Genomic DNA, 11798 nt, shown 5'->3' on the forward strand with positions numbered 1-11798 from the left:
TTATTCGGTTGCCAGCGTGCCGGACGCTCCGGCTCCAAGAACGGCAGCCAGTGCGTCCCAGGCGCTGATTGCCAGACGCACGATGGTTAAAAAGGCGGCCAGTATTTCCGCCGGAACCCCCAGCGTGACCACCAGGGCCCCAATACCGATCGCAACGAGCACCACGCCCACCGTTTTCGCCACGCTGGTGATTATCTGAACCCATTCCACCCGTTTCAGTGTATCCAGCGTCATGTCCGTCGCCCGCTGAATGCTCACCCATGCAGCCTGTAGCTGCGCGTTACTCCAGACTGCCGCGCTGCGCCCGGTACGGCTGACCCAGCGCCACGTCTGCGCCCCCTGGTAATAAACCCACTCACCTTTGTCGTTGAGCCAGCCAGCCCCCCGGCTCAGTTCCTGCTGCATCTCTTTCGACAGGGCATTCCAGCCTGCGGCCACGTGACCGATAACCCCCTCACTAAGGTCAGCAACGGCCTGACCGGCATAGGTCCACGGCTCCACTTTCGAGGGGGCGGGCGTGGCCGGGGGCGTGGGGGTAAAGATGGGCGGGTAGAGAAACAGCGGCCAGTATTTCGCCCCGCTGGTTTTCCAGGCCTTCATCGTCACGTTGACCACCTGATCGCTCCACTGCTGCTCCTGTGAACGGCAATCGTGGATCTCCAGTATCGTCATACGTTCTTCATTCCCGAGGCCCCCAACAATCTGCATGTAATCTTCATACTGCCCTCGCTCAAGTTTATCCCCCGGAAACTTGACCTCCACCAGTCGTTCCAGGTTATCGCCGTGCCTCTGACCTTCCGTATCGGCTCCCGCCAGCCCCGGCCAGCGATTATCTTTATCCTTCACGATAATGATATCGGGGCGGCGGTAGAGACCTTTTCCCGGCACCGGAAACGGGTTGGTGGTATGGCGCCTGCCAGCCCCCTCATGCCGTAACGTACCGCTGAGAAACGGGCGGGGCGGCGTAGTCCGCATATCAAACGGAACCTCTGCCTTGTACCACCACTGGTAATGCGCCGCGATTTCGTCCACTCGGATAAGTCCGCTCATCATCATCTGCTTCAGGCTCATCTGATAACACTTACCGTTCCGGCGGATTTCACCCGATAACCGGGGAAAGCGCATTGCGTATTCCACCTTGATATGCAGGTACTGACGGTTATCCGCTGTCGGCAGGCGTGACTGTTTCTCCACCATCTCAATGCCGGTGGTGGCGCAGTCCCACGGCTGATTGTTCGCACCGGCAGGCCTCTCTGCTGCCGGGATATCGGGTAAATCTGGTTGTTCCATTACGCCTCCCTGAATTCCGTTGCCAGTTGATGTGTCTCCCCGTCCCCTGTAAAGCACAGTGAGGTGTCCGGTGAGGGTGTCGGCTGAACCACATACAGTTCAGCCGACTCTTCTTCGCGGGTGTAAACCGGGGCCGAGTAGCCATTATCATCGGTATATCCGCTCGCTATCAGGCCAGAAGGCGTAGTAATGCGGTAAGGTGCATTCGCTCTGACGTTACCGTGCATGTCCAGTAGCCGGTACACCGCCGAGTACATAAGGGAAAGTCCCGTCACCGGAATATCCACCGCCATCGGTGCTGCGGCCACATTCATCGTGGGTTTTACCCTGCGCTGATAGCTCTGCATCGTCCCGTATTCCACGACACCCTGTGCCAGCGTCAGATAGCTGCCGCCACCGATAAGCGTGATACGCTTCTTGCCGATCAGGGTAATATCGTCGCCAGCACTGAGGTTCATCTGTTTCTGCACGGACAACTGCATGCTGCCGTGCTGTGCCTGCACCACCACAGGGCCTTCGCCCGACTGCAGACGCATCGCCCCCCGGTGCGCAAACAGCCCAAGCTGCTCTCCGGCCATTGCCGTCATCGCCCCCGTCACCCCGAGGCTGATATCCGCGCCTGCGCTGAACGCCACATTGTCAGCCGCCGCCAGCTGCAGGTGCTCCCCGCTGGTCAGCGCTATCCCCTCCGGGGCCGACAGATGCAGTATCCGGTCCAGGGCCTGCAGCCGCGTCTGTGACATCTGCACCTGAGCGGTGATATCCGACTGCAGCGCCTGCGTCTGCTCAGCGACAATATCCAGTTGCTGGCGTTGCTGCAGGCAGACGTCAATTTCGCGCAGCGCATCAGCCTGGTCCAGCACCTCACCGACTGCTTTGTTCTGCCCGTCAGCGGTCACCAGCAGCCCTTTTGCCACGCGGATGACACCGTATTCATCGGTGCGCAGCTCAAAGCCGGTTCCCCGAGGCTGGCGCTGCGCATCCGTCATCTTCCCCTGATTCAGCTGCGTCGCCCCATACGGGGTGGTCAGCGCAATATGCTCCTGCGCCTTCTGGTCTTCCATGCGCAGCTCGTTGCCACCGCCGGTACGCAGAATATTCTGGCTGCGGTTATCACGGGTCACGATGTCAGGGTGTTCAGAATCATGGAACGCGTGCGCAATATAAGGGCGGTCCGGGTTGCCACCGTGGAATGCCACCCCCACTTCCGTACCGTCCGTCAGGGGCATGTGCCAGCCATATTCCTCTCCGGCACAGGGCGAAGCCCTCCGCAGCCACGGATACGCGTAGCCCGGTTCGCCCTCGTCCGGATAAAAATCCATCCGTACCCGGTAACGCCCGGTCGAATCAATATGCGCGTAGCGGTCATAGGGGGTAACGCTTTCCACCCGGCCCGGCAGCGTGCCGGTGATGTGGGGACGGGGACATTCCGCAGGCCGGAAGCCATACCCCTCCCGGTACGGCATGCCCCACAGCGACACATACAGCCGTGAGTCACGCGCCCCCCGAAACGAGGTGAAGGTCACCAGTACGCCCTCGTTCAGATCATGCAGCTCCGCCCCCCTGGGCGTTATCACCCTCCCCGGACTCAGCCAGTAAGCGTTGCTGAACAGGTGAAGGTAAGCCGATGTATTCAGCTCGCGCTCATGGCGGATGCGGGCATAAAAGCCCCCGGTTTCAGGGGCCGGGGCGGAATCCTCTCCGGCGTGAAGATAAGACTCGCTATCACGGTATTGCCCGCCCGTCGTCACGCCCGCAGCACGCACAGAGACAGCAGCATTCATGGGCTCACGAGCGATACGAGGGTTGTAATCCCGAACAGACACGCTCCCCGTCGCCGCGTTGTGCCAGGTGCGCAACCCCCAGCAGCAGAGTTCAGCACCATCATACAGGCCGGACGGTTCGTGGTATGGCAGAGGCTGCTCAGGCAGATACTGCTGCTGGCTGTCACCGAAGACCGTCACATCCAGCCCGGTCACATCGTGCATCGTCTGGCGATACCAGATACCGACCTCCGCCAGAATACGCTGCACAAACGCCAGGTCCGTCTCCTGCCACTGGGTGATGAGTTCGCGTTCCGGGTAATCGCCGGTCAACTGAAATTCAAAATCCGGCCCTTCCAGACCGTGCGAGCGCAGTATCTGCGCCACCAGCTCCGGCACGGAGACATTCTGGTAAATGGCGCAACGCCGGGAGCGTGACAATAACGCCAGACGGGATCCAAGGGTCACGGCATAGTGAGACTGGTCTGCATTCGTGGACAGCCACTCCAGTCCCGTGATGACCCCCTGCACCACCTTGTGATGGCGCAGACTGAAACGCGCTGACTTCAGCAGCACGCTCTCTGCGCTCACCGTTCCTGAGGTGGTAAATTCAATACGCCATGAAAACGGCCTGCTCAGCGCCTCTGTCCCGCGAAAGCGCAGAACATCGGCCCTGACCGTGCTGTCGTTTATTGCCAGCTGATAAGGGTTCTGTCCGCGAACGGTATTATTATCATCCACCATGTTTCCCCTTCACCGGCACCAGACTCAGACTGCCATCCCCCAGCTCAACGGTCCGGGCCTTGTCCGGATCCAGTTCGTCACGCCGCAGCACCAGCCGCCAGGTGTTGTGCTTCAGATCCGGCTGGCGAAACAGCGCCACCACCGCCACGTAAGCGGCGTTTTCGTCCATCGGCATATTCAGCGTCACGTTGCCGCCGGGCATGACCAGCAGCGAACGGGAGGCCAGCATATCCTCTTTCAGAACCGGACTGTCATCACGCAGTAACGCCTGATAATCAGCGGAGTCCAGGCTTTTCCGGTCCTTCAGCTGATACACCCTGACCATGGTCGCCAGCGGCGTCTGGGACTCATCCGCATTCAGTGCCGCCCGCGGTGACAGATCCAGATGCAGCGTTTTGATTTTTTTGTAAAACAGCGAGGTTGCCATACTGCGCGTGCCGTCATGGACGCTCTGGGCCAGCCCGCACCCGCTCAGCAGAGAGCACAGCAGCGGGAGCAGGGCCCGCCGGAGGTTCACAATTTTCATGGTGTTTCCTGTTCAAAACGATACTGGCCGTTCTGCGCCGGGGGCAGTTCAGCCACAGACAGACCTTCATAGCGGCCCGTACTGACGGTGATCTCACGGCGGGCTAAACTTTCACGTCCCTGATGCACGAGGACGCCGGTCTGGCCGAGGCTAACCCGATTCTCCCGGTGTAGCCGGGGTTCCGGTATCAGGGACAGCGGCACACGAAGCTGAAGACGGACATCGCTGCGATACCCGAGGTACACCCGCAGCAGAACCAGCAGGTCAGCATGAAGCGATCCCCCCGGCAGCCAGCCTGCCGCCTCTTCCCGGTCTGTAGTGCTGAGCGTGACCCGCACCCGACTGCAGCCTTCCGGGGCAGTCTGCCCCAGCACGGGACGTGCAGAAAGCCTCACGCGGTTTGCCTTCTCCAGACCGCTGCGTACGCTCACCGGGACACGTATCACCTCATAATCGCTTACCGTCGTCTGCGTCCGGGGAGCCAGCAGACTGACCAGCGCGCGGATCCCTTCGGCATTGCGGGTCGGCAGACGCATGTTGCCCAGCAGGGCCAGAAAGCGGGACACCGGCGTGGCAATCCGTCCGGCGGTACCGGGGATCCCCAGACCAATCAGCCCCAACAGGCACTGTGAGGTCGCATCCGTCCCTCCCGCCTCAAACGTGGCCGGGTACGCATATTTGCGCCAGATCCGGTAATACTGCGTGGTAATACGGTGGCTGAACATATCCAGAAAGGCGGTGACGGCTTCATACCCTTCCCTGTGGGTGGCAATGTCATCCAGATAGTGCGTCGGCAGCGGGGAGTCCACACCGTATAGCCCGAGGAAGGTTGTCCGTACCGAGAGCGGTGCGTCCGGATCGTCCTCATTCTCCTCCACGGCCCGCAACTCGCTGACCGGAAACCCCATCCCCGGCCAGGGGCGAAAGCGAACCGGATCGTTTTCGGGATGACTGGTACTGCCAAGTGCAGGCGCATCTGGCGCCGCCTGCTCCAGCAACCGGCAGAAACGATAGAAATTAACCCGCCAGATCTCATCCCGCAGTTGCTCTGTCAGCCGGGTACGTGCTGACTGTGATTCTCGCACCATCGCAGTCGTTCTCCTGTGGGCTGCAGCAACAGCGTCAGCTGATTAAAAAGATGAATATCGGCATACAAGCTGAAGAAGCGGTGCAACAGTTCCCCGAAAAGATTCACATCCCCTTTACCGGCAAACAGCCCGGTGTCGAGGGTGATTTCAATATCGACGCCGCGCAGCATCACGCCGCGCTCAAAGCGACGGATAAGGGTATGTCTCACCTCCACAATGGCTTCCAGACGGCGGCGGTTCATTTCATCGTCGCTCCAGTCGTACAGCGCCAGCGTCCCCCGCAGCACCTCCGGATTATCCATCATGCTGAGGAAATTCGAGCCCAGATGGCTCATGACCCGCCAGTGAAAACGATCGCGGGCAGGCGGATAGAGCGGCATCGTGGGTGCCGTCAGGTTCAGGATCTGAAGCGGAATTTTTCCGGCTTTCACCGGTCTGTCCAGCCGCGTGCTCCTCAGCGCCATACGGGGTAACTGACCGTTGGTCCCGGTCATTCTCATCGACAGCGCATCGGTTTTCCTCGCCAGCTGGTCAGCATCAAAGGAATCCCCACCGAGAATAAGCCAGGTGTCATACAGACCCGAGGGACCGCGTTTCACCCGGGTATGAAAGTAGCGCTCCGGTGCGCCATGGCGCATCATCCCGCCACGGTGACGAAAGCTGGTAAACGGCACATAGCGCTGTTGACCATTTTTCACCGTCCCGTGGATCTCATCCACGCTGTAGATCTCGGTATGCCCGTCCTGGATCCGCAGGGGACGCAGCAGATATTCATTTTCCAGCGGATCCAGAGGCATCGGATCCGCTTCCAGCGTGAACAGGTTGATGACCGGCGCACAGTGCAGACGAACGTTACCGGTGCCGAACGTTAACTCTGCAGGCCAGGCCTCGCTGAGCACGATATCCACCTCAAACCACGTACTCTCTGGTGCCAGCACAAGCTGCTCCAGCCCCCGGAGCCCGACAAACATGAATTTTTCCCTGAAGCTGAAATACTCCAGCAGCAGCTGATAGCCGCTGAACGCGGACGTGCCCTTCGGCCACAGACGATCGTCATCATCAAAGCCCAGCGGTTTACACCAGCCGTCAAAGGACTGTCGCTCCGCTGTCCCCGCATGGCGGACATACATCGCCTGAACCTGACGCGTCAGCGCCAGATGCAGGGCTGAACTGACCGGTGCATCCGCACAGAGGTACAGAACAACCTGCTCCATCTCCGCCTGCGTCAGGTCAACACGGGCAGGGCATTCAAAGCGCAGCCGGATGGCAGAACGACCGTCGGTTTCCGTCTGCAGACGGACTTCCGCCAGATGCAGGGGCTGTAGCGTCAGTGCCCGGGTGGTCCGGTACTGGCAGGCCGTCTGCCGTGGCCCCACCGGGCGGGAGAGCACGGAGAACCCTTCCGGTAACCGTTCCGCCTGGCGCAGCTGTTGCCACGGTGGCGCAAACTCCACCACCGACAGGGAAGGGATGGTGCGCAGATAATGCGGCCACAGCAGGCTCACCAGGCCTTCCGTCAGCTCGGGTAAATCATCATCCAGCTTTTCGCGAAGACGCCCCATCAGAAACGCAAAACCCTCCAGCAGGCGCTCCACATACGGCTCAACCGCGCCGGGTTTATCAAGATGCAGCATCGCCGCCCTGTCCGGATGGGCGCGGGCAAACTCTTTTCCGGCCTCACGCAGATAGCGCATCTCGGCCTCGTAATAACGCAGGGTTAAATCATCCATTCCTGTCTTCCTGATAGCCTGTCAAAAAAGGGGTCAACTGCAGAGCACCATGGCCCTGGCAGGATCGAGGTTAACCAGCGAGGCCAGCAGGCTGTCCATCTCCGGAGCCAGCCGTGCACGCTCACTGTCGTGACGCCCCGCCCGCAGGCGCAGCAGCTTCAGACGCCGGGCAAGCACTTCAAACAGCAGCCCCGGCTCCCAGTCCGCCAGCGTCAGCTGCGGTGCCTGCGCGGCCAGCTCGCCCAGCAGATGCATAGCCATATCATTGCGGCCATACTGCTCCGCCACGCGGGCCATCAGCAGGCGCACCAGCCACCGGCCCCGTGGTGTCTCGAATCCGGGCCGGGTCTGCAGCCACGCCAGAGCGGCCTCCGGCCCGTCACTGTCCCCCTTCGCGGTCGCCTCCACTTCCAGCGCCAGTATCTCCTCATCCAGCGAGTCTGTCGGCGCGGCAGACGCATGTCCCGGAAGCCCGGGGGCCTCATTCACGCGTTCCGCTATCCAGTGCAGGGTGACCTCATCAGCAAACGGACTGCCGTCATTCCAGGCCAGCGTCTCAATACCGGGCAGTCGCGTCAGAAACAGCCGTAAATCCGCCAGCACCGCCTCAGCAATGACCTCAGGCTGCTCCCCTGCCTTGCTCAGCCCCTGCCAGAGGTACCACTGCAGATCGAGCCAGAAATGATTGACGCCTTCCGCAAAAAACTGTTCGGACAGGGTCACCAGCGCTGACCAGCGTTGCTGACGGTACAGGCGGATCAGCTGTGCCCGGTAATCGGCACGGGGGGGATTCAGCCGGGTTGTACCGTCCGCCGCCAGCGGAGGCAGCTGTTCAACGGTGTCCCAGCGGACGGTTTTCATCAGACGGTGTGCGACCAGCCAGCCTGACGGCTGTTCGCCCAGCCAGCGGGACAGCTGGCGGGCCTGATCCAGGACGTCCCTCGCGGACAGTTTTCCCGGTACCGCGCCCCCGGAAAAGGGTTGCGGAGCAGGAGAAGCTACCTGAGGACTGACATTCTGGGGCAATATCGCCCCCGCGCCCCCGGCACGTTCAAGCTGTACGCGCAGGGCCTGGCATAAACCCGTGAAGACAGGCCGTTCCGATTCCGGCCATTGACTTACTGACTGGTGTAACTGCACCAGGGCCATTGCCACCGTGGCCGTGTCTTCCGCCACTACGCCAGGAAAACGCCCGAGACCGTCGATAATGCGCTCACTGTTGAGCCATTCCAGCGATGCCCGTCGGGCATTCGCCCGCTGAGGATGCAGCTGAACGCCGAAACGTGACACCAGCCCGGACAGCAGCAACAGCCCCTCACTCAGCCCCCGGAGCCCCTCATCCTGCAGTCGGGCCAGGGTATACCAGGTCGCCACGCGGATATCCTTGGCCGTATGGCAAAGGAACGATCCCGCCCGCAGACAAAGCTGCGGCAAATCACTGCCCGAGGTTTTGTTTATCTCCTCGCGCATCCACAAAAAATCGTCCTCGTAGGCCGGATCTTCGCCCGCTGGCTCAGCGTCGCCAAAAGGCTGCAGCCAGTCTTCCAGCCCCGAGAGCGTCTCCTGCGCGACCTCCAGTAACCGCTGCTGTGTCTCTGCATCAGGTGCGCTCAGGTGAAGCAGGTGTTCAGGGGAATTCATTCGTCGTCCTCCCCGGATAAAAGGGACGCATCATGCTTATCATGTGGCCCCGCAAAAATCGTTTCCGGCAGCCTGAAGTTCCTGAGTTTCAGTAATGCCAGAGGCCCGCCACCCAGTTCGCTGCGCAGAACCATACTGAGCGGATGACCGTCGGCCGTCAGCCAGAGAAGCTGAGTACGGCTGCTGTCCAGCGGCGTGGTTCTGGCCTTCTCCAGCAGGCGGATAAGACTCCATACGCCCTGCTGGCTGTCATACAGCTGAAGCCCCCCGTTACGGTTACTCTGCCAGCTCAGGGACTCACCCGGGCTGTAGGTGTCACCCGGCCAGGCGAAGCTCTGCCAGCTCTCCATCTGGTTAAAGTAATCCAGCTGTTGTCCGTCCACCGTCAGCTGCATCCGCGCCACGTCTTTCGACGGTCGGGGCAGGAGTTCAAAATGCACCCCGGCGTCACCACCTGCAAAGACAATGTCGGATAGCGCGGTCAGCTGGTTCACCGCCGTAAGAAACGACGGGTTGATACGCATCCCCTGGCTGGCCGCAGGATCCACCACCCAGCGGTTGCCCTCCAGACGCAGCATGCCCCCCAGATTCGCGTGCAGGAAGGTGGAAATCCGCCCCGTATCCGCCCGTAAAAACTGCGCCAGCATCGGTAAAGATGCGTCGCTTCCGGTGGCGCTGAACGGATAGCGCCCGGTGAAGGCGGTGTTCCACGGCCTCACGATGGCACTCTGCCAGCGGGCGTTCAGCCCCCCCGCTGCCGGGGCCAGTACCTGACGCCAGGCCAGATCCAGCGGCTGCACAAACAGGGCCTGCCCGAATCCGCCCCACGCCTGCCCGAGGCTCGCGGCCACCAGGCTGCCATAATCCCGGGTATCGGTCAGATCGCCGGATTTTCCCTGAAAGACCGCCCGGGCCAGCCCCTGCGCCATCTCCTGCGGATCGGGTGCGCTGGTCACCTGCTGCAGTTTCAGACGCAGTTGCGTCACGCGGGTGAGCCATGTCCCAAAGCTCAGTGTGTCGCCGCTGTCGCCGCCCTCATGCCCTGCCATCAGTCCCAGCAGGGGACCAAACACGCCATCAAGCGGACCTTCCGGCCCCCGGGCCTGCGCCGCGAACTGCTCGCCGTCCGTCACTTTCCCCATCAGCTTTTTCGCTGAGTCCACCAGCGTGTCTGCCAGCGCACCGCCTTTCTGACCGGTTTTTCCCTGATAGCTGAGGGTATTCATCAGCGCCACCAGGGGAGACTGCCGGGCATCGGACAGCAGGTTAAGCTGGCCCATCGCGCCGGACAGTGACGATGCGGGATGCCAGCGAATGCTGTTGAGCATGCCGAGCCAGGCGTTGCCAAAATCGGTAAAATAGCGCTCCGTCAGCCGGGCCTTTAACGCCTCCGGCGACACCTCGCCGCCGGGTTTGTTCGCCTTGTCGGTCAGTACCCAGTCAATCTCATCCCGGCGGGATTTCACAACATTATCAATGGCGTTCTGCACCTGTGATTCCCAGGCCTGACGGGTGAACATCCCCGGCACCACCTCGTCGGTGGAGAACAAAGAAGACGCATCCGTATCGCCGGTCATATCGGCCAGCGTCAGATCCGGCCAGTTGCTGGCAATCTGTTTCAGCATCTGCTGATACAGCCCTGAATCCGCATTGTGTTGACCGATTTGCTTCAGCAGGATCTGGCGCACCGTCCCCACCAGTTCGCGATCGGGCGTCACAGCCCATTCCGGATGGGCCGCCAGATTCTGTCCCCAGAACCCCGCCAGCGACGGTGCCAGCGTCTGCCAGGTGCCCGCAGGCACGCCATCACGCTGCGGCCAGGCCGTCAGAATATACTTTGCCATCCAGGCGGCATCCGCTTTATCCGGGCGCGACATCATCAGATAGTCTTTCAGCAGCCCGTAAGCCTGCTGCGCCTCTTTCGTTCGCGCATCGCTCGCAGGCGGTAAACGGACAAAGGCACGCAGACGGGCGCTGAGCTGTTGTGCGGTGGCATCACGCATCAGCAGGGTGTTATTGCGGGCATAAAGCGGCCACAGGGTCGCGAGCGTATCGTGGTCCTGATTGAGGCCGAAGCGGGTATACCACGGCGCTCCCCGGGCTTCCCGGTCCTGAAGACGGGCAATGGCCTGCTGCAGTGCCATCTGGTGATGCAGGCGGGCGGTCAGCGAACTGTGGGTATCCGCCGCCTGGCTGGCGGTCTTCTGCGCCAGATAAATTTGTGTACGGTTCACCCCCAGCGACAGGCCGGTGCCCGCGCCCCACAGCACGATAAGCGCCAGCAGGAGGGCTTTCCCCCGGGTTGTCCAGTCCGCCGTGATTTTTCGGGCACTAACCACCACGCTGTCCTGTGTCATGGTCTGCCATCCCGGCGAGGACAGCGCACTGTGAGGAAGCGATGCGGTACGGGTCTGTGCCGGACTGAAGACGAGGCCACGCAGACGATAAGGCGCTGTCGCGTTCAGCAACCCGGTCACCAGCGTCTTAATATCGCTGCACAGGGCATCCTGTAACCGGGACGACAGGCTCAGCAATCCGTCGTGGCGCAGGTCATTCAGCACCGCGCTCATCCCTGCCTGACGCAGACGGGGAACCAGCGCATCCACCTGCGACAGTAAGGCTTCCGGAGAGCTTCCCGGGCCCGACAGAGCCGCAACCGCCTGGCTGGGTCCTCCCTCCGGAAACCCCTGATGCGCCAACGGCAGCCACAGCCAGACGGGAGCCTGCCAGCCCAGGAGCTGGTCGGCTTTCTGGCGGTAACGGATGCAGGCATCACGCACCTGCTCATCGGGAAAAGCGTCCGTATGCACTATCTGGACAATCCCGGTCAGCGGATGGCGGGGGCGAAGTTGTCTGAGTACGGATAAGACGTTTTCATCCGGCGGCAACTGCGCATCGCCACCGTAAACAAGCAGACACCCCTCCGCTTCCTGCCAGTGCTCACTGCTCAGCCTGGGTGCAGCGCTCTCCGTATCTTCCGGACTCCCCGTCACCAGGAAAATACGGACTTTCTTTT

7 protein-coding genes are annotated in these 11798 nt (G+C 61.5%); all 7 read right to left on the reverse strand.

Annotated features, from left to right (window positions below; genetic code table 11):
- A complete protein-coding gene (locus AAIR21_RS24475; protein ID WP_434682452.1) occupies window positions 1-1290 on the reverse strand; it encodes a VRR-NUC domain-containing protein in 1290 nt (429 codons plus the stop codon).
- Window positions 1290-3797: a type VI secretion system Vgr family protein gene (locus tag AAIR21_RS24480; RefSeq protein ID WP_434682453.1), complete on the reverse strand. Its 2508-nt coding sequence runs from the start codon at window positions 3795-3797 to the stop codon at window positions 1290-1292. The genes AAIR21_RS24475 and AAIR21_RS24480 overlap by 1 nt, the downstream gene beginning before the upstream one ends.
- Complete coding sequence (gene tssJ, locus AAIR21_RS24485) at window positions 3787-4323, reverse strand: type VI secretion system lipoprotein TssJ (protein WP_434682454.1); 537 nt, start codon at window positions 4321-4323, stop codon at window positions 3787-3789. The genes AAIR21_RS24480 and tssJ overlap by 11 nt, the downstream gene beginning before the upstream one ends.
- Window positions 4320-5411 carry a type VI secretion system baseplate subunit TssG gene (tssG, locus tag AAIR21_RS24490; protein WP_434682455.1) on the reverse strand — a complete coding sequence of 364 codons (1092 nt, stop codon included), beginning with the start codon at window positions 5409-5411 and terminating at the stop codon, window positions 4320-4322. The genes tssJ and tssG overlap by 4 nt, the downstream gene beginning before the upstream one ends.
- On the reverse strand, window positions 5375-7141 hold the full coding sequence (tssF, locus tag AAIR21_RS24495) for a type VI secretion system baseplate subunit TssF (protein WP_434682456.1): 1767 nt from the start codon (window positions 7139-7141) through the stop codon (window positions 5375-5377). The genes tssG and tssF overlap by 37 nt, the downstream gene beginning before the upstream one ends.
- Window positions 7142-7174: 33 nt before the next feature.
- Entirely contained in the window at window positions 7175-8782 is a 1608-nt protein-coding gene (tssA, locus tag AAIR21_RS24500; protein ID WP_434682457.1) for a type VI secretion system protein TssA, read from the reverse strand.
- A partial coding sequence (locus AAIR21_RS24505) for an ImcF-related family protein (RefSeq protein WP_434682458.1) occupies window positions 8779-11798 on the reverse strand: 3020 nt, incomplete at its 5' end. The genes tssA and AAIR21_RS24505, both read right to left, overlap by 4 nt.

This window comes from Enterobacter sp. PTB (assembly GCF_051130085.1).
In the GTDB taxonomy this organism is placed as follows: Bacteria; Pseudomonadota; Gammaproteobacteria; order Enterobacterales; family Enterobacteriaceae; genus Enterobacter; species Enterobacter ludwigii.

What these genes read in the sequence shown, in the direction of transcription:
- AAIR21_RS24475 (WP_434682452.1), bottom strand. Translation starts at nt 1,290, where the DNA reads ATGGAACAACCAGATTTACCCGATATCCCGGCAGCAGAGAGGCCTGCC.
- AAIR21_RS24480 (WP_434682453.1), bottom strand. Translation starts at nt 3,797, where the DNA reads ATGGTGGATGATAATAATACCGTTCGCGGACAGAACCCTTATCAGCTG.
- tssJ (WP_434682454.1), bottom strand. Translation starts at nt 4,323, where the DNA reads ATGAAAATTGTGAACCTCCGGCGGGCCCTGCTCCCGCTGCTGTGCTCT.
- tssG (WP_434682455.1), bottom strand. Translation starts at nt 5,411, where the DNA reads ATGGTGCGAGAATCACAGTCAGCACGTACCCGGCTGACAGAGCAACTG.
- tssF (WP_434682456.1), bottom strand. Translation starts at nt 7,141, where the DNA reads ATGGATGATTTAACCCTGCGTTATTACGAGGCCGAGATGCGCTATCTG.
- tssA (WP_434682457.1), bottom strand. Translation starts at nt 8,782, where the DNA reads ATGAATTCCCCTGAACACCTGCTTCACCTGAGCGCACCTGATGCAGAG.